Source organism: Methylophaga sp. UBA3613 (assembly GCF_002375415.1).
Taxonomy (GTDB): Bacteria; Pseudomonadota; Gammaproteobacteria; order Nitrosococcales; family Methylophagaceae; genus Methylophaga.
In genome coordinates this window covers 344204-370590 of sequence record NZ_DFLS01000008.1, presented here as the reverse complement: position 1 = coordinate 370590, position 26387 = coordinate 344204, and the positions used below count along the sequence as shown (strand labels likewise).

Genomic DNA, 26387 nt, shown 5'->3' with positions numbered 1-26387 from the left:
CTGGTCAGTTACTGCCACGTTCCCAGGCATAGATAGTTGACGGTTCAGGTTCCCAAACCTTGGCATTTTCGATTCCTGGCAAAGTGGTTAATGCCTGATATTCAGAGGCCATCGCCACATAATCATCGGTTTCTGCAATAACAGCCGGTTTGCAGGCGATCGGATCACGAACTACTGCAAAACCATCTTTGGTGCCAATAGTAAAGGTGTAAAAACCATCTAACTCTTTTAAAGCGTGTTCCAGGGCTTGATGCAAAGAATCACCTTGCTGCAAGCGATAGGTCAGAAAACCCGCCGCTACTTCAGTGTCATTATCGGTATCAAAGTGAATACCATTACGTTTCAATTCCTGACGCATACGGTTGTGATTCGATAGAGAACCGTTATGTACCAGACACAGATCCATTCCGGTTGAGAATGGATGACTACCCGCCATAGTCACCGCAGATTCAGTCGCCATACGGGTATGGCCAATGATGTGAGTTCCCTGCATTTTGTCCAGGTTGAACATATTCACGATACGTTCTGGCAGGCCAACTTCCTTGAGGATCTCAATCGAAGTACCGGCACTCATGATCAACACATCAGGATGATTTTCATGCAAATAGTTTTCGACAAAGTCAGCATCAGTTTTAACTTTAAAAATGGCTACCTTGCTGTTTTTAAACCAATCGACCTTGGTAACCAGTGCTTCTTCAATATCTTTTGCCAATTTTTCCCAGTCATAATTTTCATCTTCATGACGCAGGGTAAATTTGATACCGCTATCGACGGCATCGCCATAGATGGCAAAGCCGGCACTATCAGGCCCACGTTCTGTCATCGCAATCATCATTGGGGAAAACAGTTCACCCAAACGACTTTGATACTTATCATTTTTTAAATAAAGACCAACAATTCCACACATTAGATTTCTCCTAAAAATTCCGACTAGTCGGCTGCTTAATAAAATTCAGCGTAACGATCAATTTCCCAGTCAGAGACGTGCCGCATGTATTCCACCCATTCCATGTGTTTCAGTTCCAAAAACTCATTTGCCAGACCATCGCCTAAAGCGCCTTTTACAACAGTGTCTTTTTCAAGTGCCAGCAATGCTTCATGCAGGTTCTGAGGTAAGATATTGATACCCTTTTCTCTCAACTCCATCGGGCTGAGGTCATAAAGGTTGGTGTTATGACCCTCGCCGGGATCGAGCTCTCTTTCAACACCATCAAGGCCTGCAGCGATAATCGCCGCAGTGGTCAGGTAAGGATTGCATGAACCGTCCGGGAGTCGCATTTCAATACGTCCGTAAGGAATGCGAACCATAGTTGAGCGATTGTTATCGCCATAAGTGATGTACGCAGGTGCCCAGGTAGCTCCAGATAAAGAACGACCCACTACCAGACGTTTGTATGAGTTAACGGTAGGTGCTGCCAAAGCGCACAATGCCGGAGCATGTGCCAGCAGACCGGCCATAAAGTGATAAGCCAACTTGCTCAGGCCATGCCCTGCCGGATCACTGTCATCATGGAACAGGCATTTTTCGCCATCACCGATCGAAATATGCAAATGCATGCCATTGCCGGGACGGTTACTGAACGGTTTAGGCATATAAGTACAAATCATGCCTAATTCATTGGCGATCTCGCTGGCCGCCATCTTGAACATAATGAAATCATCGGCACTTTTCAGGCAGTCTGCGTAGGTATAGTTAATCTCGAACTGGCCATTAGCGTCTTCGTGGTCAATTTGATAAACATCCAGACCGACTTCAATCAGCGATTCCGTTAATTTTTCCAGGAAGACACTCTGACGCGTAATCCCTTTATAGTCGTAGCAAGGTTTTTGTAATGTATCGCTATCTTCAAACGGATGAATATGACCATATTCATCTTTTTTGAGCAGCGAAAATTCAGGCTCAAGGCCGGTAAACATGGTCCAGCCCTTTTCTTCAAGACGCTTTATCTGGTTTTTCAATACAACACGAGAATCGAAGTTATAGGGTTCGCCGTTGACATGTCCGTTACAGATAATTCTTGCATAACCAGGTTGCCATGGGATCAGTGACAATGTCGACAAATCGCCCATCGCCATGTAATCAGGGCCGTTTGGCTGAATGCCCATGCCACAGATAGCACCACCAGCAAAACCGGCACCGGTTTTAATGATGTCTTTAAGATGTGCAGAAGGGACCGATTTAACCTTGGCCACACCATGAATATCGACAAACTGTGCTAAAACATATTTGACGTTGTTGTCTTTAATAAATTGTTCTGCCTGTTCTAAAGTTTTCATCACTTTTGCTCCTGGTTATCGGTGATAGGCTCACTTAGGTTTGTTTCTGGCTCAAATTTCATTGCCTGACCTATGGATTAATTTATTCAGCGCCGGATGGCTTAATTACTATTGAAAAACTGGTTGATACCAACCGGTCCGCCGCCTAGCTCTTTAATAATATTCAACAGGGTCTCCCACAAATAAACGCCAAAAGTGCCATCGCACCAGAGACGCAATAGAGATTGACCTGCCACTTCCTGTCTGAGAACAACCACAGAGACACCTGCAATTGAGGTCATCGCCAGTTGATTGTCTGCCAACATTGGCCCGCTCAGATTAATTGCACATACCTGGGCCAGTAACTCTTCAAGCAACTCGCCACTTAAAATAAAAGACGCATCATTACGCAGCACGACATGAACACCGTCACCACTTTGCAACTGTTCAGTTAATTCTTTGCACTGCTGTACGCCAATCGGGTCTTCCAGCAGAAATTCACTATTTCCAAGACGCATGACCAGCGTTGCATCATGACGACTCCAGCTGTTTGCTGAACCGGGTAATTCAATCCCTTTTGCTTTTAAAGAATCAGTTGCTGCAGGGCCTTTGATAGCGAAACGTGTCAGGCAACTGACATCGCAAATGGCCAGTGTTGCAGCATGACGACTTTCCACATCCGGATCGGAATAGCGATTAACAATCGCCATGCCGTTAATAAAACCCATTTCCGGTTTCAGAGACGTCTGGGCAAACGCAACTGGACTTTGTAATACAACATTTTGCATATGCTGGCTCCTTAGCCCTGATTCAAACTTAGAAAAGAGTGCTCAACTACTTCAGCCATTTCGATCCGTCCACTATCCGTGCGAATCGCAAAGCGATGACCAGCCTTGGCTTGTTCTGGCAGGACAAAGGCAAAGCCAATGACCCGATTTACATATTCACTGAAAGAAATACTGGTCACCCGACCGGCAATCTCACCCTTTTCTATTACCAGATTGCATTCCTTGGGCAGTTCACCAAAATCCGCATCCAATACAAAGGTAACCAGTTTTTTCTTAACAGGTTTCTTCTGCAGGATTTTCAGGCTGCGTTGACCAATGAAAAAGGCTTTATCCATTGCCACCAGTGATTCAGCATGTGCTTCAAACGGATTCGTTAAACCATCAGTATCGTGACTAATCAGATGATGTCCCATTTCCAAACGCAGCAGACGCTGGGCATCAGTACCAAAAGGCCGTAGTCCATAGGTTTTGCCTGCTTCCATAATTTTCTGCCATACATGCAGACCGGCACTCGATGGAACATGAATTTCAAAAGCCAGATCCGAAACAAATGCCACTCGCATCACTCTGGCTTTGACACCGGCCACTAAAGCCTCGCGATATGCCCCTTGTGGAAAAGCTTCTTCCAAAAGGTCCAGATCAGTCAGTTCACTGAGTATTGAACGGGATGAAGGACCAGCCAATGTCATGGCAGACATCACACCAGTCAGATTCACCAGAGTGACCTGCATGCCCCAAAGCTGCAGATTACGTTGCATTTCACGATATACCGTGGCTGCATTGGAGGAATTGGTCGACACGTAAAACTTGTCTTGATCCAGACGGACTGCTACGCCGTCATCAACAATTACGCCGGCTTCATCAAGTAACATGGCGATACGGCTATTGCCGACTTTCTGACTGGCAAATTTACCGGTATAGAAACGTTCCAGAAACGCAGCAGCATCTTTGCCAAAGACTTCGATTTTGCCCAACGTACTGCCATCAATCATGCCAGCAGATTTACGAACAGCCATCGCTTCCTGTTGCACTGCCTGCTGACTGGTTAAATTAATACCCAGTGGCAGGTAATAAGCAGGTCGCAACCACACACCAGCTTCCATCATCACCCCGCCTTCTTTCACATGCCATTCATGCATCGCTGTATGACGATGTGGATGAAAACCGCGTCCGCCTAAATGACCGATCGGAGTTGGATGAAAAAACGGTCTTGCTGTAGTGGAGCCAATTTTTTCAACTGGTAAATCCCGTATGCGAGCCAGAATACGAATAGCATTCATATTGGAATGCTTACCCTGGCTTGGTCCCATACCAACAGTGGTAAAGCGTTTCATTAACTCAATGTTGTCAAAACCTTCCTTGGCAGCATTGATAAAATCTTTTACCTGAATATCTTCATCAAAATCGACAAAGTTTTTGCCTTTTGGATGATTCACAATTGGGTAAGGATGACTGGGCGAGTTACCACGATGTGCCATAACAGCAACGGGATCAGCAGTACTCTTGCCAAGATAGCGTGCAGCTTCAGCACCGGCCCGTTTTCCGTCCAGCAACCGTTGCTCAAGTTCAAAGATGCCATTGACTTTACCGGCAGCAAATACCCCTTCTGGCAGCTGATTCGGCACAAACTGCTGAACCGCCTGGTCATAGCGCATCTGAGTACCAGCCTGATAAAGCAAAGCTGCAGCCGGGGCCCAGCCAGCGCTCATCGCAACACCATCACAATTCAATACGACTTGCTGATGCAGGTCAGCCTCGGCAGTAGCCTCATTATAAGGACATACAATAACGGCACTGACACCCAGTTTGTCGGATGAAGGCACTACTTCATAAATACAGCTGCCCAGATGAACGGCGATACCAGCCTGTTTAACCTTTTCAGTCAAATCACCTTCGGCACCAGTTTGACGCATATCAATGACGGCAACTATTTCGACTTTGGCTGCAGCCAGATCCAGTGCCGCCCGATAGCCATAATCATTCGCAGTGACCAATACACCTTTTGTAAAGGGTTTAACCGAGTAACGATTCACCAGACGTTGTGCAGCTGAGCTCAGCATCACTCCTGGTAAATCGTTATAACGAAATACTGGAGGTTGTTCAAAAGCACCGCTGGCAACAATTACTGTACCCGCACGAACTTTAGTAATGCCACGTTTTTCAACAATTGGCACCAGATGATCAGTGTAATAACCACCGGCATAGGCATCAGCAATCACCTGAATATTGGCGTGATTGAGTACATTTTCTGTTAGCTGTTTCAGCAAAGAACCGGTATTCACATCAGTGGCCATGTCATAGGTCAGACTACCGCCAATTTTGCGATTTTCATCCACCAGAATGACCTGGCTGCCAGCTTCGGCTGCTTCGAGTGCTGCAGAAAGTCCTGACGCACCCGCCCCGACAACCAGCACATCACAATGTGCATAGCGTTTGGCACGGGTGATTCGTGGATAGTTGAAATTGACTTCACCCAAGCCGGCCGCCTTACGGATCTTGTCTTCCCAGAAGGGAAACATCCATTTAGGTTTATGGAAAGTTTTGTAATAAAAGCCCACCGGCAGAAACGCCGATATCTTATCGATATAACGACCTTTATCTTTTATTACACCACCATCGGTATTGACTGCTGTCAGCTGCATATTATGAGTAACCGGGATCACATCAGCACGGATATTGGTGTCAACACCATCCGTCATCAACGCATTGACATCATGATTGGCAAAACTCAATAAACCACGCGCACGGTGATATTTGAAACTACGACCCAAAACCTTAATGTCCGCAGCCCAGAGTGCACTACTAATGGTATCGCCTTCATATGCTTCGATTTGTTGGCCTTCATATTCGAAGGTCAAAGGCATATCACGGTTGATCCATTCATTCTCTTGTTCAGCGATACGCAATGTCATGCCTTATTCTCCTGACCGTAAAGATAGGTCCGGCTGACTTTATCTGTCAGCGTGTTTCTTTCTGCGATAAACCAGGTGCCGCTCGGACCGTGGTACCACCACTCTTTTTTCAAACCCGGCGCCCCATGCCGGTAATGCACATAACCAGCCCACTCTTTATCACTGCAGGTATCTGGGTCGGGCATCTCTCTGTATTCCCCACCGTAGGTAAATTCACTCACCGGGCGGATGCCGTTAACGGGGCATTGAAGTAATTTCATCTTGCTATCCCTAAATTAGTGGCCGACCGAGGCTGCGCCTTTTTCACCGGTCAGCTCATAATCTTCAAATCGTGATAGACGGAATGATTTGATCATATCCGGGGCCATATCTCGGGCGATGGTTTCAGCCATTGTCTTGCCGCTAATGGGAGTGGCTTTAAAGCCCCAGGTACCCCAACCGGCATCAATGTAAAATCCTTCGACTTCAGTTTTGCCCATGATCGGAGCAAAGTCCGGCGTCAAATCAGCCATCCCTGCCCATTGCCGTACGACTTTCACATTACCGAGGAATGGAAACATATCAGTGATATGCGACGTCAGGCCTTCAACAAAATCCAGTGATGAACGGGTTGAATGAATTTCGTAAGGATCCAGTGATGACCCCATAACCAATTCACCGCGAGAGGACTGGCTGACATAAACATGCAAGCTGCCGGAAACCAGGATAGTGTCTAACCAGGGTTTCATTGGCTCAGTCACACATGCCTGCAGCGGATGGATCACAATGGGTGTTTCAATATCGACCATTTCGCAAATGCGTGGCGTAAAACCAGCGACTGCTGATAACACGCGGTTGGTACTGATATAACCCTTGTTAGTCTGCACACCAACGACCTTGCCGCTTTTCACATCAATACTGGTTACTTCAGTGCTCTGGAATATTTCCACGCCCATGCGATCAGCTTCCTTTGCATAGCCCCAGGCAACAGCATCGTGACGGGCAACTGAACCTGGTGCGTGATATAACGCGCCAAGAATAGGTGCCTGACCACTGCAGGAAATATCCAGTTGTGGGCATGCTTTTGAAATCTCATCAGGGCCAACCACATAGCTTTCAACGCCTACATGTTTGTTGACTTCTGCACGCCAGCGCATGGTACGCATGGCAGAATCGGTATGCGCCAAAGTGAAATGGCCACGGTTAGAATAAAACAGGTTGAGATCGAGCTCTTCTGAGAGATCTTCAAACAACTTGACACTGGCATTGTAAAAATTGACACCTTCCGGAGTCAGGTAGTTGGAACGAACAATAGTGGTATTGCGTCCGGTATTACCGCCACCGATATAACCTTTTTCCAGCACTGCAACATTAGTGATGCCGTGATCTTTAGCCAGATAATAGGCTGCAGCCAGACCATGCCCGCCGCCGCCAATAATGACCGCATCATAGGTTTTTTTCGGTTCAGTACAGTCCCGGAAAAAACGGGGAGCCGGATGTTCTCGACTGACTGCATATTTCAAAAGTCTTAATGGCATTTTTGCCCCTCATTAATATGTTTGCCATTCCATCTACTACCTAATAGGTATAGAGAACTACCACCTTTTAGGTAAACTTTGTTTCACATGATGAAACCATGGGTTCATTTACTCACGTGAGAAATCGGATGTCAACACCTCAAAGAAACTTTTTTTCATCATATGAATCTTTCGTGACCTTCCACAAAAAAAATTCGTGTATGATCAAGGTTCTATTAAGGGAAAAGGCAGGGAGATTTAAACGGCGTGAACGATAAACTAGACATGAATGGAATCGAAAGCACTATAAAATCGCTGGACAAGCACCTTGGCAACACGCTGCGCCATATTCGTCTTGATAACGGACTGACTATTGCCGAAGTTGCCAAACGGGCCAGCCTGAGTCGGGGGATGCTTAGTAAAATTGAAAATGGCTTAACGTCACCGAGCCTGGAAAAACTGGAACATTTAGCGAATGCGCTAGGCGTTACCCTGTCCAAACTGTTTCATGATTACGATACCCCCAGAGGTGGTGCGCAATATGTTAAAAATGGTGAAGGGATGGAAGTGGTCAGACGTGGCACAAAATCCGGCCACACCTATCATTTGCTCGCCTACGATCAGGGGCCAAAAAAGTTATTTGAGCCTTTTTTAATTTCGCTGGAAGAAGAAAGCGAAGTATTTGCCCCATTTGAACACTCTGGAGTCGAATTTATCTTCATGCTGGAAGGAAGGCTTGAATACACTGTCGGTGATGAACGCTATATTCTGAATCCAGGCGATTCACTGACATTCAATGCTGAACAACCACATCGTCCTGAAGCCAAGTTAAAAATGCCTATCCGCTATCTGGCGATCATTTATTACGACAGTTTGGATGCTATGGAGCATGAGCAGGATTAACCAGATTTAAGGGGCAACAGCCCCTAGTTGTTTAGTCTCACCTAGTGCTTGACCAATAAACCGGCCATGCGCTCAAAGTTTTCCATTAGAAGTTGTTTCATCTCGGGGTCGTAATTCAGTTTTTCGATGGCCAGTTGCATGGAAGCTAACCAGGCATCCTTGTGTGCTTCGGTGATTTCAACATGCTCATGGATTTGTCGCACATTGGAATGCCCCCACTTCTCAGCATAAAGCTTCGGCCCGCCAAACATACCCGAGAAAAAATTGAACTGTTCCATACGGGCGTGTGCCATACCATGACCGCGTAAATGCAGCAGATGAATCGGCCGTCCGACTTCTGTTGTTTCCAATACATCACAAAAGGTATTAACCAGCTTTCGAATACCCTCAGCTCCCCCCAAATTATCGTATATTGAGGGTTTTCTACGCTCAGCCGTCAGTGTCATTATGCGACTCCACAATACTTATCTGTATCATCGAGTCTAGCGCCAGAACATCTAATAAGTTAATACACAGGACTAAGTACTACTTAGATAGTAATACGCCGTCACAATCGCTAAGGATTAAACCAGGCTTTAAGCCAGCCAAAAAAAAAGTGTTAACCAATTTCGATCAGCACCTCTCCAGGTGTCACCCGATCCCCTTTAGTGACATGGATCGCTTTGACTTCCCCATCGATATTAGCCAGCAACTCGGATTCCATTTTCATGGCTTCGATAATCATCGTCGATTGTCCGGAGTTCACTTTGTCGCCAACATTGACAAGGACTTCAACCACATTACCTGGTAATGGTGTGGTGACATGACCAGGATCGCTGGCTTTTTTGCGGCCTTGCTGAGCACCACCAGAAACAAATTCGCTGATGGTTTCAAATACGACTTCTTCGGGCATACCATCGACTGACACATACATTTTGCGTTTGCCGCCACCAACGTCGCCGACACCGGTAATGGCAACATCATATGTTTCACCATGCACATCGACTTTAAACTCGGTTGATACCGTGCCTGGTGCTTTACCTTTACTCTCAGGAATCAAAGGCTCTGGTTGCAAGGTTCCATCCAGGCGTTGCTGCAGGAATTCACGGCCGATATCGGGGAACATGGCAAACGTTAATACATCTTCTTCGCAGGTTGCCAAATCCCCTACCTTGGCACGTAATTTATCCATTTCAGGGGCAATGGAATCGGCTGGACGTGATTCCATCACGGTTTCATTGCCAATGGCTTTGCGTTGTAATTCGGCATTAATCGGTGCCGGTGGCTGGCCATAGCCACCCAGTAAATAACGTTTCACTTCATTAGTGATGGTTTTATAACGCTCACCACTTAATACGTTATAAACCGCCTGAGTACCGACAATCTGTGAGGTTGGCGTGACCAATGGTGGAAAGCCCAGATCTTCACGGACTCTTGGGATCTCGGCAAATACTTCACGGATACGATCCAAAGCATTCTGCTCTTTCAGCTGATTGGCCAGATTGGACATCATGCCACCGGGCACCTGATTGATTTGAACCGAAACATCTTCACACGTGAATTCGCTTTCGAACTGATGGTATTTTTTACGCACTTCACGGAAATAATCGGCAATTTCCGACAATAAATTCAAATCCAGACCGGTATCCCATTCGGTTCCATTTAACGCCGCCACCTGGCTTTCCGTGGCAGGATGACTGGTGCCGCCAGCAAAGGCTGATATGGCGGTATCAATCCGGTCAACGCCCGCCTCAATGGCTTTCAACTGACACAACGGTGCCAAACCAGAGGTGGAATGACTATGAATCACTAATGGTAAATCCACAGCGGATTTAATGGCTTTGACCAGCTCATAAGTGGGATACGGAGCCAGCAGACCGGCCATATCTTTTATCGCAATGGAATCCGCGCCCATATCACGCAGCGTTTTAGCCTGTTCAACAAACAATTCAGGTGTGTGTACCGGACTGGTGGTATAAGCGATAGTGCCTTGAGCATGTTTACCGGCATCCTTCACCGCTTTTATTGCGGTTTCCAGATTACGCATATCATTCAACGCATCAAAAATCCGGAACACATCAATGCCATTCTCAGCGGCTTTGGCCACAAAAGCCTGCACCACATCATCCGCATAGTGACGATATCCCAAAAGATTCTGACCACGTAACAGCATTTGCAATCGTGTGTTGGGTAACATGCCACGTAACAACCGCAACCGTTGCCATGGATCTTCTTTCAGGTAACGCACGCAGGCATCAAAAGTCGCCCCGCCCCATACTTCCAACGACCAGTAACCCACCCGATCCAGCTTTTCGCAGATCGGTAACATGTCATCAGTACGCATGCGGGTGGCAATCAATGATTGATGTGCATCACGCAGCGTCACATCAGTAACTTGAATTTGTTTCATTACAATTCTCCGGCTAACTTGTTTTACCAGCCTGCATGCGCGGCGATGGCCGTAGCCAATACCAGTGCCAATGCGGTGGGATGACGTTTATCTGAATAGGTCAGTAATTCGGGATGAGCAGCTACAAAGCTGGTATCAAATTTTCCTGCTCTGAAATCGGGATGTTTGAGGATCTGTTGATAGTAACTGGCCGTGGTTTTAATGCCATGCAAACGCATATCATCCAGAGCACGACGACCGCGATCGACTGCATCTTCCCAATCCAGTGCCCATACCACCAGCTTCAAACACATCGAGTCAAAATAAGGCGGGATTTCATAGCCGGTATAAATCGCGGTATCGACACGAACACCCGGGCCACCCGGTGCATAGTAATGTGTGATGCGACCGAAACTGGGCAGGAAATCATTTTTCGGATCTTCAGCATTGATCCGGAACTGCAGGGCAAAACCCCGGTAATGAATATCTTCCTGACGATATCGCAAGGTTTCACCGGCGGCGATGCGCAATTGTTCGCGAACAATATCAATACCGGTGATCTGTTCGGTAATGGTGTGTTCGACCTGGATCCGGGTATTCATCTCCATGAAATACACCTGATTTCCGGTCAGCAAAAATTCAACGGTTCCGGCATTTTCATAACCAACGGCTTCAGTGGCTTTCACCGCCAACCCACCAATATAGTTACGTTGTTCTGGTGTTAACTGAGGACTTGGAGCAATTTCAATCAATTTTTGGTTTCGGCGTTGGATGGAACAATCACGTTCGTATAAATGCACCACATTGCCATGACTGTCTGCCAACACCTGTACTTCAATATGCCGTGGGTTAACGATGCACTTTTCCATAAACACTTCAGCTGAGCCAAAGGCTTTGGTCGCTTCAGAAATAACCCGCGGAAACTGTTGTTTCAGTTCAGCCGGTGTATCACAACGGCGAATACCTCGACCACCACCACCGGAAGTGGCTTTGATCATGATGGGGTAACCAATCTCGTCAGCAACCGTTAATGCTTCTTCAATATTTTCAAGGTTACCGTCAGAGCCTGGCGTAATAGGAACACCGGCTTTACGCATGCTATCGCGAGCGGCAGTTTTATCGCCCATCTTTTCAATGACTGAGGCTTTAGGGCCAATAAAGATAATGCCGTTTTGTTCGCACAAGCGGGCGAAACGAGCATTTTCAGACAAGAAACCATAACCAGGATGAATCGCATCACAGCCGGTTTCGACGGCCAGATTTACCAGCCGGACCGGGTCCAGATAACCTTCCAGCGGGTCGTCGCCAAGTGAATAGGATTCATCAGCGCGTTTCACGTGTAAGGCATAACGATCCGGTTCAGTATAAATTGCCACTGAACGAATCCCCATTTCCGAGCAGGCCCGGACAATTCGAACAGCAATTTCGCCGCGATTGGCGATCAGGATTTTTTTCAACATAGCTCAGCCTCGGCCAGATTTGTTGGCAAAGCGTAAAACAAATTACTGATAAACAAAAATCAATTAAATATAATTCACCGATAAGTAAAAACTTATCACTCAATATACAGGTGCAGTAAATGGCGCTCAGTCTTCAACAATTAGTATCCCGTTTGTCATTCAGACAAATGCAGGTTTTTCAGGCGGTCTACCAACATAAAGGTTATCGCAAAGCAGCGGAATATCTGGGTCTTACCCAACCTGCGGTCAGCTCACAAATGCGGCATCTGGAAAATGCACTTGAGCAGCCACTGTTTGAATATATCGGACGCCAACTGTATTGCACCGAAGCAGGTGAACGGGTGGCAGTGTTTATAGAACGTTTATTTGGTCAAATGAGTGAACTACAAAGCGAATTGAATTTATTGCGGGAAGCGCTCTCAGGCGATTTACGCTTAAGTATTGTCAGTTCATCGCAAACTGTCGTGCCCTATTTACTAAGCAGCTTTCTGAAAGAATTCCCAGCGGTAAATGTTCATATCGACGTTGTAAACCGTACCCAGGCCTTGGAAAGATTAAAACTGAATATTGATGATGTGGTCATTATGGCAATGGTCCCTGAAGGACGCTCATTAAGCACATTACCTTTCCTGGATAATGAACTCATTGCTGTAATCAACAACCAACATCCTTTGAACAAACAAAATCAGGTCTCAGCAAAGCAGTTTTTTGCCGAGCCCATGTTGATACGAGAAAATGGTTCAGGAACTCGGTTTGCCGTTGAACATCACTGTCAGCAACATCGTCTGCAAATTAAACCGACTATGGAATTAAGTTCCAATGAAAGCATTAAACACGCTGTTATTGCCGGTCTTGGAGTAGCCATCCTGCCAAGGTTAAGTGTGATTGCTGAGTTACGAACCGGACAATTGAAGATGTTGGAAATTCAAGACTTTCCCATTCGCCGTTCATGGTGTCTGGTTCACCCAATGGGCAAATATCCGTCACGTGTAGCCCAGTCTTTTATTGATCATGTGTATGAACGACTGGAACAGATCCACACGCATTTTCAAGAGGTCTGATAATGCAAAGTTGATAACGAAGGCCTAATCATAATCTCTTAATAAACACTTAAACTTGCCGCTCATATACTAGGGCTTGTTTATCTTTCATCTCCGCCTCTGTTGTGAGCTGAAAAAGCGCCAATCAAGGCACAAGGAGCGCCTTTTGTGAGATACATCCATGTATCTCACCCCATTGGGGCTTACGCTCAAAAACGCTCCCGGCGTTTTTGTAGTTGTTCTAAATAAGCGACAAGAAACGCAGACCGGCGCGCGCCTCCCTGGCGCGCCGGCATACCGTCCGTCCGTGGACATAAGTGGCGCTTTTTCAGTCACAACCCAAAGGGCTGGGACTATTTTTGCGCCCGCCAGCGTTGTATGAAATACATCCCTGTATTTCACCGCTACGCGGCCAGCTAAGCTGTTCAAATGAGTTCCAGACTCATTTGTCAATCACTTATGTAGGAAGACTACACTGCGTGCTTTACGCCTTGTCGGACACAAAAATAGTCTCCAGCAGTGGTGGATATGAAAGAAAAACAAGCCCTAAGCGAGATAACGTTCTCGTAAATATAAAAAATGATGGCAAACAAAGGAGAGAGAAATGTTACATGACGATAACCAACGCTATGGCTCCATCACGCGTTTTTTTCATTGGGTAATCGCCGTATTGGTGTTGCAGCAGTTTTTTAAATTTGCTGATCGGATTAATGAAGGTGAACATTGGCTGGGTGATACCTTTGGTCCATGGCATGTCTCCATGGGTGCCATTATTCTGATTCTCACAATCGCGCGCCTATTGTGGACGATGAAACAAAAACCTCAGCGCCCAACTAACCCGGGAATGGACGGCACTATGGCCAAACTGGCACATCGTCTGATGTATCTATCCATGCTTGTTATGCCTTTCCTTGGGGCCTTATATATTTACGGTAAAGGCTATCCGGTCAAAGTGTTTGGTGTTGAACTGATTGGCAAACCTGCTGGTGAAGTTCCGTGGGCACTTTCCCTTGGTGAGTGGCACTCTCCTTTTGCATTTTTATTAGTCTTTCTGGTGATCGCCCATATTACCGGGGCGCTATATCATCACTTCATCCGAAAAGACGATGTTTTAAAACGCATGGCAGGTTAAAACTTCGCATAAAAAAGCCCTGTAGATTAAGTTCTGCAAGGCTTTTTTTAATTTAACACTAGGGCTTGTTGATCTTTCATATCTACCACTTCTGGCGGCTTTTTTTGTGGCCGACAAGGCGGAAAGCACGCAGTGTAGCCACCCTACATAAGTGATTGACAAATGAGTCTGGAACTCATTTGAACAGCTTAGCTGGCCGCGAAGCGGTGAAGTACAGGGATGTATTTCATACAACAGAGGCGGAGATGAAAGAGCCACAAGCCTAACGCTCTAGGCGTATTGTTTTTCCATCACTTCAATAAGCTGATCAAGCTGATTCATTGGAAGAGCATTAATCCCTGCGGCCGCTTTACGTCCACCACCGGTTGGAAATTGACCGGCAATCTCATCAGCGCCACTCCGGTTAGAGTTCGGTGCCCGTAGACTTACCAGATAGTGATCAGCATCTTTTACTGAAACAATCGCATGTGCTCGGTCGGGAAACTGGTTTGCCAATTCATTACCCAATACCCCACTGACACGACGCGCCCACTTTTCATCAGGCAAACAGATAACGGCTAGCTTGTCTGTTTGATACTTTGGGGAAATGGTTAAGCCAGAACGCATATCTTCGTTATAACCGGTTGAAAGCTTTTCATAAGCCGCACGATTATCATGAATAAAATCAAAGGGGGAAGTGTAAGCAACGCACTGTTTAAATAACTCGGCCGGATGGAATAACAAATCATCCGTATTGGCACCATAGCCGTTGTAATTAAGATAAATCCCCAGCGAGGATAACTCTTCACGTTGGGCATCGCTCATTCCGGCTTCGTCAGCAAGTTTATCTGCCACAGCAGTCAGATTATCACCATACGCAGCAGTAATAGCCCACTGATGAAATTGTCCATCAAGATAGTTATCAACGATGAGTGAGGTACAGGTAGTTGCGGCCATATCGATATAAGCAGATAAGCCGGCATGTTGTGGAATATCACCGGGTTGATGATGATCGGCATAAAACACATCGGCTCCTGCATCAAGCAAACGCATTAAATCAACGGCATTTTTTTCCATTGAGATATCCAGCACTGTCAGCTTGTCACCTGCATCAGCCAGTACGTTCTTAAGCAGGTTAATATCACGCTTAATGCCTGTAACTAACTCGGAGTCCCTCGGTTCGGCAAGTCGCAATTGCACCAGCGCGCAAATGCCATCGGCATCGCCATTAAATACATCAATAAACCGCATCTTAAGCCTTACTATGGATGATATTGTTTGTCCGTAAATACTCAATTACCTGTGCCACGCACTCGGCAATATCACATTCGGCCGTATTCAAAGTGACTTCAGCCGCTTCTGGAGCTTCGTATTCGGAATCAATCCCCGTAAAGTTCTTAATCTCACCCCGACGGGCTTTTTGATAAAGACCTTTTGGATCTCGCTGCTCACACACACTAAGTGGTGTATCCATATAGACTTCGACAAATTCATCTGCTTCGACCAAGTCACGTACCAAACGGCGATCAGAGCGAAAAGGTGAAATAAAAGCGGTTAAAACAATTAATCCAGCATCGGCAAACAACTTAGCCATTTCACCGATACGGCGAATATTTTCAATTCGGTCATCATCAGAAAAACCAAGATCTTTATTCAGCCCATGTCTGACATTATCACCATCCAGCAAATACGTATGATGTCCTAACTCAAATAAAGCCTGTTCTACTGCACCGGCAATAGTGGATTTGCCTGAAGCACTTAAGCCGGTAAACCATAAAATAGCAGAGCGCTGTTTTTTTTGCTGACTACGATCCGCTTTGCTGACTTTGTGCATGTGCCAGACAACATTCTCCCTTTCCACAGGCAAAACTCCTTAAATTTAGCTTCAATTAGATTTAGATGAGACTATTAAGAAAACAACTCTGTATTCCAGCTCACCAGGTTGGTTAGCTTTTAAAACCCTATTGCCTGCACATTTACTAGGACAGCTAAGCAAAAATAAAAGTAAGTGCGTTTATTTTATCTCGGACTCAATCAAATCAACCTATGCAAAACGGATTAAAGTTAACAGTTTATTTTTTTACAAAAACTACGCTCTTTAATCCGTTATCAATGCATAGAGTTTACTAACAAAAATGTACTACGTTACAACTGACTTAATTGTTCAGTAATTTTAGCCACCAACGCCTCATCATTCTCTTCATTTGCCATACGTTGAGCGCGCTCAAATGATTGGCGGGCCTCTTCAGGCATACTCAAGGCAACATAAACACGGCCAAGATGATAATGGAATAAAGCAATTGCATCATCACTTGAAGCTGCTGTCTCCAATGCAGGTCTGGCATCTTCATAATTACCCATTTTGTAGTTTACCCAGCCAAAGGTATCGGCAAAATAAGGTTGTTCAGAATCCCGAAAACGGCTGGACAATGTTAATGCCCGCTGCAGATTTTCTGGCGATTCAAATTGATCCGTCAGCAAACTGGCGAGATTGTTGGCAGCAACATCAATTGAAGGATCTCGGGAAATAACTTCTTCATATAAATCCCGGGCCTTTTGAAACTCTCCCATAGATTCATATGTTGAGGCCAGCTGTAAAGTAAGAACGTTATCTTCAGGTAATTTTTCCAGACCTTGCTGATAAGTTGAAACGGCCTGTTCCATATCACCTTTTTGATGATACATACCAGCCATCATGCCATAGCCTCCACCCCACTGAGGATTCGTCTGAATTCCTTTTTTAGTGACATCTATCGCAGCATCCCAGTCGTTCTGCGACACATAGTAATTACTTAATACTGAGTACCCATTCAACTGTTGAGGATGATCCGCAATGTGTTGATTAAGGTATTCAATCATCTTTTCTTGCTGTTCAAGACGTACATAGCTTTGGGCCAGCTCCTGCAAGGCACGAGTAAGACCAGGATCAATCTGTAAGGCCCGATCATATTCAGATATGGCCAATGTATAATCTTCAAGCCCTTGATACATCTGAGCACTTAAAAGGTGCGTCAAAGCCGACTCAGAATCCCCTAAAGACTCCAATGTTTTCTGGGTGCCAGCCCAGTCACGTTTAAGAATTCGGACTTGTGCTAAAGCCTGTAATAACTCTTCAGAATCCGGATTACCTTCCAAAGCACCAATCAATACATTTTCAGTTCGCTCCAGATCATTGCTACGCATAAGGCTACTGGCAACTGACATGGCAGCCTGAGGATTACGTGGATTGACAGATAACGCCTGCCTGAAGCTATTCTCAGCTAATTGTGCTGAACCGGTTTTCATATAGACTTGAGCAAGCAAAACCATCGCCTCATCGGCTTCAGGATTATTACGGATTATTGTGCGAAGATTACTTATCGCAGAATCAAAATCCTCATTACGAATTTGTAATTTTGATTTGATCAATAACGCCTGTTCATTTTGTGAATCAATGGCAAGAACTTCATCGGCCATTTTTTCAGCCTGGTCAAAGTTTTGCTTGCTGGCTTCAAGGCCAGCTAATGTCGCCTTTGCTCTCAAACCACTATCGGTATCAGGTTCAGCAGCAATAATAGCTTCCAATTCAGCCACCATATCATCGGTTTTACCCTGTCTCTGCAACATTTCCAGTTTGGCAAAGCGTAATTCCTGATTATCAGGGTTTTCTGCTAAATATTGATCAAGCTTCGCTACCGCAGCATCGGCATCAGAATTATTTAAAAAACCGACATAAGCCAGTTTGGTTTCAATATCATCAGGATTAGCAGCAATATAATCTTCCATAACCTTACGTGCTTCCTGAGGACGGTTTAATCCATCATTGAGCAATTTAGTACGAGAAATCGCAATCCAGCTTTCATCAGGCATTTCTTCTGATAGCGATGCGAGCAATGACTCCATTGCATTAAAATCTTTTTGTGCTTCGTAAATACTCAACTTAATCATTTTTACTGGCAATGAATCTGGATGAGAAGCTAATGCTTCGTCAGCAGCAGAGATTGCTGCGTCATATTGTTCAGTTTCTTTGTAGAGCATTATTCTGGCTGACAACGCCTCCATAGACTTACTATCTATAGATAAAGCCTGATTAATTTGCTTTTCTGCTTCGTCAAATTTTTCCTGTTTGATATACACAGTTGCCTGAAGCAATATGGCTTCGATATTTTCCGGCTCAAGGGAAAGCGCTTTTTCAGCCCGCTCCATTGCTTCTTCAAGCCGTCCAGATAGCAATTGTATTTGACCCAGTTTAACAATGGCATTGACATGATTTGGCTCCAGGGACTCTACCGTGGATAAATTGGCATACATCCCTTTCCAGTTCTGATTCTTTTCATCAATCAACGCCAGTTGGTAATAGCCTTCGGCTTCTAACGGATTAATTTGCAAGGCATTGCGGAACTCTAACCGGGCTTTGTCATAATCCCCCTCATTCATAAGCTCTTTACCGCTTTCAATGAACTTTTCAGAAGATTCCTCGGCAGAACCACAGCCTGAAATAACACCAACCAATAAGGCTGTAAGAACGGTACGTTTTAAATTTTTCATAGCCATATTCCTAAACTTATTCTGCAAGATAACGTTTAATTTCCGGTGAAGTATTCTTCATAAGCGACTGGATTCTGGCATCAGCATCCTGATGACTCTCACCTGGAAGCACAGGCGTGACATAGCGAACCAGTGCGCCATCTGTTCTGTTTTCCATTAAAGCATCTTTGAATAAAAACCACTTATTCAAATATTCATTAGCAATCTGTCTGCCGCGCCCCTGGAACCAGTAATAAACCAACTGTTCCTGATCACCATTTTTGATAATAACGCGGTTAATTGGCTCACCCATGACTTCGGTTCGGCGAAAATCTGCAATCTCCCAACCACCACCCGGGATACATACTCGCGGCGAATGGGGTGACTGACCTTTACGTTGTGATTCATAGTAAGCCACATAAAGGTTAACAATAGTACTGTCCATTCCCGTGAAATTAACAAACAGATAATCTGTCATCCCCAGCTTATCAACCACACGTTCATCTAACTTTTCGTGCTGTCCGATCCAATCGTTAAACTGTAATGGGAAACTAATAAATTCCTGATGCTCAGGAACTGCTTCAACACGGTTATCGAAAAATTTGGTAGCAAACAGAGCTGTAATTAAAATCAGCAGAACGACTATAAATGGTTTGTAGGAATACCCAAGCGAATCCCCACTGAACATTTTATTCGCAGGTGCATGATCCACTACACCAAAAAGCTGTGACAGTGTTTTGCGACTAGGTGCAATTTTCTCCAGCAACACCACCAGTAAGAAAAGCAAAGCCGCGCAGGCCATAAAGATAATCCAGCCCTCAAAATCATGCAGAAAGCCTTCTGCCATTGAGATGCCCCAATTATCGACCATGACGCCAATAGCACCGATCCGGAAACTGTTCATCAAAATGGTAATTGGAATTGTCATCAGAAAAACGGTGGCACGCTTCCAGAAAGCCGCTTGATAAAAATACGCAGCAATAAATCCCAAACTCATTAATGGAAAGAGATAACGCAGACCACTGCAGGCCTCAACTACCTGAAGTTGATAAACACCCAGGTCAATAATATTGCCTTCCAGGAATACCGGAATCTGGAATAATCGAATGACCTGAACACCTAACCACGAGGAAAATAACTGAAGCTTGGCAGTAAGAACGACTTCTATAACGTAGGGTAAGGGAATCGCAAATAAAAGTAACAGTATTGGAGCAAAGGTATATTTAGTTGCTTTGCCGACGGTTACCATCGAAAGCCCAAGCAGAACCATTACAAAGGAATATTGAATAAGTAAAAACAGCGCGCTGATTTCGCCCACAATAAAAATAATTATGGCAACCAGTATCACGAACACCCCAGACCACAGAGGGGGCCCTTTTGCAGCATTAATTAAATTACGTTTTTCCCATAGAATAAAGAGAGTAACTAATGGGATTAAAAAACCATGGCTGTATTCTTCCTGGTTGCTCCATCTTGAAACAGCTTCAGCAAGCCCCGCCCAATAGGCTATTATGGCTATTGTGAGTGCAAGGATAAACATCCCTGTCGTCTTTATATTAAACAAAGTCTACCCCTCTTCCCTATTTTTATTTATTTGTCCAGATTAGCCTGAATCTGGGTAAAACGCCAGACAAGCGTAGCAGTGTAACAATCTTGTCAGGAAAATCTTTTAAGAACATTTGTTTATTGCAATTTCTCAGTTTGCCTTGATAGATCATTATCCTGGCGAGGACATCCATTGATACGTTTTGAATATCTTCCCCATCAATAATAATATTTTTATTTTTTTCCAAGGCGGTTTTAAAAGCCGAGTCTAATTCGGGTAACTGTTCAGCAGAGATATTCCCTTTTAGGCTTACTATGAAATCTTCATGATGCGGTAATGTATCAGCTAAGACTTCTGAGTTGCTAGGGTCTATGTTTCGTTCAAGCTTCTTTTTATATATAGATAGAGGCAATGTTTGTGTCAGCAACATCTGTATGAATCGCAAACCATCACCAAAGTAGCGTTTATATAGCTTCGGTTCCTGTTTAATTCGCCATAACCATTCAATACCAAAACGTTGCCATTTTTCAGGGGCACGTTGAACACTACCTGCAACAAAATTAATCACAGCTCCCAAATGACTAATAACTGGGGCATTTAAGCTGTCTCGATTTTGCATAATCCAGCGCTGTCCTTTTTTCGCGCCTAGCGCAACAACAATAAAATCAGGCGCACAAGCATTGATATGCTCAATAATGCTCTCTTTACTCATGGCTTCAATCGAAACAAACCCCGGATCATAGAATCCACAACTATCCATACCTGGACTGATTTTATTCAATTCATGATGCGCTTTTTCAGCAATGCCGCTTTCACCACCAAAGAAAAAAACCCGAATTTTTCGCTCTCTTGGTTGATCTGATAAATAAGCAAACAGATCTGATCCGGCAACTCGTTCTTCAATTGGTAGGTTAAGTAGCTTAGCGACCCAAATAAGAGGCATGCCATCTGCAACAACCAGATCACTTTCAATCACCGAGTTATAAAATTCAGGATCATCCTGTGCCATGACGGTGAAATTAAGATTAGGCGTAGAGACAAAACAGGGAGTCTGTTGTTCAATAGATTCTGAGATAATCGCTGCAGCATCTTTAAGTGATACGGCATCAAAAGGCAGCCCCAATAAACAATACTGATTCCTAACAAAACTCAACGGAGGTGTTGAAGCTGTTAATTTCATTTTTTTATTCTGCTATTTATTGAGGTCTGAATTAACTTTATAAGCTTTGCCACATTTTTATTTAACAAGAACTCATCCTCAACTCGTTGCTTGCCTCCTGAAATCAAACGTAATCTGGTATCAGGTGAATCCATAAGTTGGCTTATCACCCTAGTTAATTCAATATCATTATCAGGAGATATCGTTAGACCGGAAATATTATTTACCACTAATTCTGGAATACCTGAAAGCTCAGTTGAAATTACCGGTATCTGGCAAAGCATGGCTTCCATTAACACCACGGGGATACCGTCCATATCACCGTTACTGTCTTTTTTACACGGCAACACAAACACATCCAAACCGCTTATAAACTCAGCCACCTGATCATGGGGTAAGGCGCCGACAAACTGGACTGACTCGTCTGTTAATCCGAGTGAAACTGCCTGATTTTTTAAGGCAGATTCCAGCGGACCATTACCCGCAATTTTCAGACATACTTTTCGATCACTTTTAACCAGTGTGGAAATAGCATCGATAAGCGTGTCTATTCCTTTTTTTTCAACCAATCGGCCGACTGTACCAATAGTGAATATCTCATTCTTTTGGGTGGGTTTAGCAGGAGGCTGCCATCCCTGGTCAACACCACATCGAATAATTTTAATTTTTTTAAAATCGGCGTCTAAATTCTCAAGAAATCGTTGATTAAATTCTGAGATGGTGGCAAAAAATGCAGAGCGAGCTACCTTTTTTTTGAGTAACCAGCCTCTTTCAAATAAATCATTGGCATGTGCCTGGACACTAAAGCCAATGCCTGCCATCGGCGCAGCATACATAGCAATATCCGTAGGGATATGAGCAAAATGCACATGCAAGTGTTGAATTTTTTCTTGTTTTAACTGTTTTGCCAAAGTTGCAGCATAAAAAAAACGATAACCAAGACCCAAGGCAGAACGGGCAATCAGACCTTGATTGAAAACATCACTTATTAATCTTCCAGCAGCGTGAAAATACCCACTCGGACGAGTAACTAACATAATCAGGTTATCCAATAAAACCTGAAACTTAGCTGTCTCGTACAAATGAAAAACGTTATTTCTTAACTGACTAAGAGATGATTCAGTGGCTAGATGCCCCGGCCGATGAACCGAAAAAGGCTTTACTTCAACCCCAAGTTTATTGAGTTCTAATATTTCGTTATAAACAAATGTTGCTGATAGTGCTGGAATCTCGGGTGCCAGATAAGCTATTCGCAATGAAGAATCGGCCTTATCAGGCATATTGTTGATCCCACACCTTTGCCTGCTGAGCATTTAGCTCTTCAGTTGCTTTGGTTTTACCTTTTAATAAACACTGCCATTGATATTTATTAATAAATCGAACCAGTTCTTTATCATCAAATCGAGGCTTACCTTGCATCATACTTTTCACATATCCCCACCACATGGCAGCACCGCCAAGGAAATAAGGAGGATGTAACATGCGAAAGATCGATGATGCTGTCATGTAGGTAAGGCCGGTTCCCATAAAATACTGGCCAAATCCATGACGCATGCGTCCAGTCACAATACCTTGCTGGCTTGAACCCATTGGCCGCAAATGAATAAAGCGTAAATCGGGTTCATCCCAACTTACTGCAATCCAACCCATTTGCCTACATTTATGACAATCAATGCCATCCCACATAACCTGACGTACAAATCCACCAATCGCTTCAAAACAAGTGCGTCGATAAAACTTGGTCATACCCACCGACATTTCATCACCACATTTTTCGCTTATCAGTTCACCAGTTTTTTTATCTCTAAAATAGGCCTTACCGCTGCAAGTCCCAATCCGAGGATTCTGTTGCATCCGCTCGATTAAAATTTCAAAATATTTAGGGGGTAAGTCCAGATCCAAATCAAACTTACAGACATAATCAAATTGAGAAACATCAACTTGATCGTAGCCATGATAAAAAGCTTCGATCACACCAGGCCCTACACTACGATGCCCACGGTTTTCACGAGTGATGATTTTGATAAATGGATATTTTTCTGCATATTCAGCCAGAATCTTCGGGGTTTCATCGGTCGATCCATCATCCACAATAACCCACGAATCTGGCTGCACCGATTGGTTCACCACACTATCCAGCGTAATACGCATATAAGCTGATTCATTTCGGCAGGGTGATACTAAAAGGTATTTATTGTTCATAAAATTCCATCAAAAATTATTGAAAGCTGACCGCATGTATTTTTCTAAACATTAAATAACTCACAATGAAAAAAACTGTCATAGGCAGAAGCAAAGCCACTATTTCTGAAACGTTATAGCTCACTAATATAGCTTTCATTGGCATTACCATTTCATGTAGAACGAATAAAGGAAATGCCAACATTCCAATTACTGACAGAGTCTGCAATAAAAACCGACTTAATTTGTTCATATGTTGATATTTAGTCAAACTAAATTCAAAGATTGCTAAAAGGATAAATATAACGCCTATGTATAGTAACCACCGCCAAAAATATATTTCCTTAATTGGCCATATATTCCATCTATCATCAATTCCACTATAAAACCAAATTATAATCGCACAGATAATAATTGCTGGACCTGAAATACTTAAAAGAGCAAAACTTTTTTTCTGCTGAACTAGGCCATTAAGCCAGATTCCTGTTGCTACACCTATCAGGGCACCAGAAAGTAATAAAAAATATGCATATTTAGCAGTGAATAATAGTTTGACGAACTCTACCAATCCTGTCGTTGCCATCACCCCGAATTTATCAATTACAAACACATGCAATGAATATGAAAGCACAGCAAACAATAGTGCTAAAGCAATCGGATTCTTAGACTTATTTAATAATTTAAACCAGAAAAAGAGTGTGGCAGAGATTAATAAATAAAAAGTAAGAACTGAGAAAAATGAGTTCGTAAAATCTGTAAGATTTACCCCGCCCTCTCGGGTAGCTATTTTTTTCCAAAACTGTACTCCGGCCAGAAGACATATTCCTAAAAATAGAAAAACAGAGGTTTTGAGAAATATATTTTTCAAACGTTTAGGGTCTCGTTCCATTAAAGGAAATAGAGAGTAACCAGCACCTATACCATAAATCAACACGAAACCCGGTGTGCCCATAGCAAGAACTGGTCCCATCATGGCAGTGAAACCTTCAGCATTAAAACCTGGGATCCGCTCAAGAAAACCTTGATGCCAATGCGCAAAAATAACAATTATGACCATCAATCCTCGAACAATATTGATTGTCATACTGTTTCGAATGACTGGCGATCTTATTTGATGCACTTCTACTACTGATGAGGTGGTTTCGAGTCGTGCAGCAATCTCCCGGATTGTCATACCTTGAAGCATACCTTTTGAAATGTTGCTTGGCACACCTTTGCTTTCCATGGCAATCAATGCACCAATGGCTGAGAGAGAATCGCCTCCAAGATCATAAAAACTTGAGTTTACATCTATATTCTCGAGCTTAAGTACATCACACCATATAGCAGCAATATTGCTTTCTTCTTCAGTGACAGGCTGTTTTGTTGCTTCAGATGATTGACTTAAAGGTTGTGCTTCCACCGTTTCAAGATACTCTTGGTACAACGCTGCTAATTCCTTTCTTTTTACTTTATTCGTTGAAGTGACAGGAAATGTATCAACTGCAAACAACTTAATAGCACGTCGATTATTCAATCCAAATGATGCAACCACATCCTGTGCAGCTTTTGTTAAAAGCGACTCATCTAACGAAGCATCTTTCAAAAATCCCACCAGAACAGCATGCCCAGTTAATTCATCATCAACTGCTGCAACCGCTATCCCTTCTTTAATACCTAAAGCTTGCCGTAACTCACGCTCTAAAGCATCTGGGGATAATTTTGTACCCCCACAGTTAATCAAATCATCAGCACGACCAAGATAATAAAGAAAATCTGATTCCAATCGACCTAAGTCACTAGTATGAAACCATCCAGCATCATCCACGTTACTAACATATTCACCACTCTTTAATAAGGTAGTAGCAACATGGGGACCGCGTATACAAATACGACCTATATCTGAAATTTTAAACTCTGTTTTCCCATACGCTTTACCAACTGATTCGAGGTGATCGCCTTCAGTTTGATCAATCCTCAAAAAACTACTTCTTGATGCCTCAGTCAAACCATAATGTTGAGCGATTTTGGCATTGGTAAATAACCCTTTTAATTCTTCTTTTTCTAATCGGCTCATATATTGACTACCGATCTCAATCCATTTTAATTTTTGAGCTTCTTTACCAAAAATTTGCTTATTTTTTAAAAGAACTCGCCATAGACTTGGCACGGCAGACACCGCATTAATCTCATCTGCCGCCAACATATCGCGTATCTCAAGTGGATCAAAACCTTGCTCAGGCAGAAATGCCTCTCCACCGGCGGCAGAGACAGCTCTAAAACGGCCCAATCCAAATGAAAAGTTTGCAGGGATACCAACGTATTCTCTTATGGAACTATCAACCTCCATAATGTCATTCAGTCTCTCAGTGACATCTGACAAGGCTTCGTGAGTTAACAAAACACCTTTAGGTTCACCTTCAGTACCAGAGGTAAAAGCAATTTGCGCTAGCGTATTATCATTTCTGAACTCATAGTGTTTTTTATACCAGCCAGTTTGATTTTCTGGCTCGATAACCTTAGATACACCAGTAATTTCTATTCGCTTGTCGTTTGCATCGCGTAACAAAACCACTGTCTGATTATTTGCATAGCTTTCAAAAATGGCCTCAATATATGCAATCGAGTTTTTTGCCACGACACCAACTACTTGTTTATCACTCATACAAATCCCTATTTATA

The 26387-nt window shown here is 43.9% G+C and carries 20 protein-coding genes; 3 read left to right on the top strand and 17 right to left on the bottom strand.

Annotated elements, in window-relative coordinates; translation table 11 throughout:
* Window positions 1-4 precede the first annotated feature (4 nt).
* From B3S93_RS11590 to B3S93_RS11565, 6 genes are all read right to left on the bottom strand, one after another.
* Window positions 5-907, bottom strand: coding sequence for a class II glutamine amidotransferase (locus tag B3S93_RS11590; RefSeq protein ID WP_292402324.1), 903 nt, complete (start codon window positions 905-907; stop codon window positions 5-7).
* Between the two features lie 35 nt (window positions 908-942).
* On the bottom strand, window positions 943-2277 hold the full coding sequence (gene glnT, locus B3S93_RS11585) for a type III glutamate--ammonia ligase (RefSeq protein ID WP_292402321.1): 1335 nt from the start codon (window positions 2275-2277) through the stop codon (window positions 943-945).
* Between the two features lie 101 nt (window positions 2278-2378).
* Window positions 2379-3044, bottom strand: a complete 666-nt coding sequence (locus B3S93_RS11580) for a sarcosine oxidase subunit gamma (RefSeq protein WP_292402318.1) — start codon at window positions 3042-3044, stop codon at window positions 2379-2381.
* 11 nt (window positions 3045-3055) lie between these two features.
* A complete protein-coding gene (locus B3S93_RS11575; protein ID WP_292402315.1) occupies window positions 3056-5956 on the bottom strand; it encodes an FAD-dependent oxidoreductase in 2901 nt (966 codons plus the stop codon).
* On the bottom strand, window positions 5953-6216 hold the full coding sequence (locus tag B3S93_RS11570; RefSeq protein WP_292355646.1) for a sarcosine oxidase subunit delta: 264 nt from the start codon (window positions 6214-6216) through the stop codon (window positions 5953-5955). Before B3S93_RS11570 ends, B3S93_RS11575 begins: the two co-directional genes overlap by 4 nt.
* 15 nt (window positions 6217-6231) lie before the next feature.
* A complete protein-coding gene (locus B3S93_RS11565) occupies window positions 6232-7473 on the bottom strand; it encodes an FAD-dependent oxidoreductase (RefSeq protein ID WP_292355644.1) in 1242 nt (413 codons plus the stop codon).
* 246 nt (window positions 7474-7719) lie between these two features.
* Between B3S93_RS11565 and B3S93_RS11560 the strand changes: the two genes are divergently transcribed.
* On the top strand, window positions 7720-8355 hold the full coding sequence (locus B3S93_RS11560) for a helix-turn-helix domain-containing protein (protein WP_292402311.1): 636 nt from the start codon (window positions 7720-7722) through the stop codon (window positions 8353-8355).
* Window positions 8356-8396: 41 nt separating this feature from the next.
* Here the strand turns inward: B3S93_RS11560 and B3S93_RS11555 are convergent, their stop codons facing one another.
* The 3 genes from B3S93_RS11555 to B3S93_RS11545 form a co-directional block, all read right to left on the bottom strand.
* Entirely contained in the window at window positions 8397-8801 is a 405-nt protein-coding gene (locus B3S93_RS11555) for a group II truncated hemoglobin (RefSeq protein ID WP_292402309.1), read from the bottom strand.
* A gap of 152 nt (window positions 8802-8953) precedes the next feature.
* Window positions 8954-10744, bottom strand: coding sequence for a sodium-extruding oxaloacetate decarboxylase subunit alpha (gene oadA, locus B3S93_RS11550; RefSeq protein ID WP_292402306.1), 1791 nt, complete (start codon window positions 10742-10744; stop codon window positions 8954-8956).
* Window positions 10745-10767: 23 nt separating this feature from the next.
* Window positions 10768-12183: an acetyl-CoA carboxylase biotin carboxylase subunit gene (locus B3S93_RS11545; protein ID WP_292355636.1), complete on the bottom strand. Its 1416-nt coding sequence runs from the start codon at window positions 12181-12183 to the stop codon at window positions 10768-10770.
* Between the two features lie 119 nt (window positions 12184-12302).
* On the opposite strand from B3S93_RS11545, the gene B3S93_RS11540 reads away from it, so the two are divergent.
* Window positions 12303-13244, top strand: a complete 942-nt coding sequence (locus B3S93_RS11540; protein WP_292402302.1) for a LysR family transcriptional regulator — start codon at window positions 12303-12305, stop codon at window positions 13242-13244.
* A gap of 583 nt (window positions 13245-13827) precedes the next feature.
* Entirely contained in the window at window positions 13828-14355 is a 528-nt protein-coding gene (locus tag B3S93_RS11535; RefSeq protein WP_292402299.1) for a cytochrome b, read from the top strand.
* A gap of 270 nt (window positions 14356-14625) precedes the next feature.
* Here B3S93_RS11535 and B3S93_RS11530 read toward each other — a convergent pair whose 3' ends face one another.
* From B3S93_RS11530 to B3S93_RS11495, 8 genes are all read right to left on the bottom strand, one after another.
* Window positions 14626-15585: a DHH family phosphoesterase gene (locus tag B3S93_RS11530; RefSeq protein ID WP_292402296.1), complete on the bottom strand. Its 960-nt coding sequence runs from the start codon at window positions 15583-15585 to the stop codon at window positions 14626-14628.
* Window position 15586: 1 nt separating this feature from the next.
* Window positions 15587-16201, bottom strand: coding sequence for an adenylyl-sulfate kinase (cysC, locus tag B3S93_RS11525; protein ID WP_414673862.1), 615 nt, complete (start codon window positions 16199-16201; stop codon window positions 15587-15589).
* A 278-nt stretch (window positions 16202-16479) separates the two neighbouring features.
* Window positions 16480-18861, bottom strand: coding sequence for a tetratricopeptide repeat protein (locus B3S93_RS11520; RefSeq protein WP_292402291.1), 2382 nt, complete (start codon window positions 18859-18861; stop codon window positions 16480-16482).
* Between the two features lie 16 nt (window positions 18862-18877).
* Window positions 18878-20380 (bottom strand): VPLPA-CTERM-specific exosortase XrtD, encoded by a 1503-nt coding sequence (xrtD, locus tag B3S93_RS11515; protein ID WP_292402288.1) that lies wholly within the window; start codon window positions 20378-20380, stop codon window positions 18878-18880.
* Between the two features lie 46 nt (window positions 20381-20426).
* Entirely contained in the window at window positions 20427-21566 is a 1140-nt protein-coding gene (locus B3S93_RS11510) for a WecB/TagA/CpsF family glycosyltransferase (protein ID WP_292402285.1), read from the bottom strand.
* Window positions 21563-22825, bottom strand: coding sequence for a glycosyltransferase (locus B3S93_RS11505; protein WP_292402282.1), 1263 nt, complete (start codon window positions 22823-22825; stop codon window positions 21563-21565). The genes B3S93_RS11510 and B3S93_RS11505 overlap by 4 nt, the downstream gene beginning before the upstream one ends.
* On the bottom strand, window positions 22818-23747 hold the full coding sequence (locus B3S93_RS11500) for a glycosyltransferase family 2 protein (protein WP_292402280.1): 930 nt from the start codon (window positions 23745-23747) through the stop codon (window positions 22818-22820). Before B3S93_RS11500 ends, B3S93_RS11505 begins: the two co-directional genes overlap by 8 nt.
* A 16-nt stretch (window positions 23748-23763) precedes the next feature.
* Complete coding sequence (locus tag B3S93_RS11495; RefSeq protein WP_292402277.1) at window positions 23764-26370, bottom strand: AMP-binding protein; 2607 nt, start codon at window positions 26368-26370, stop codon at window positions 23764-23766.
* Window positions 26371-26387: the final 17 nt, after the last annotated feature.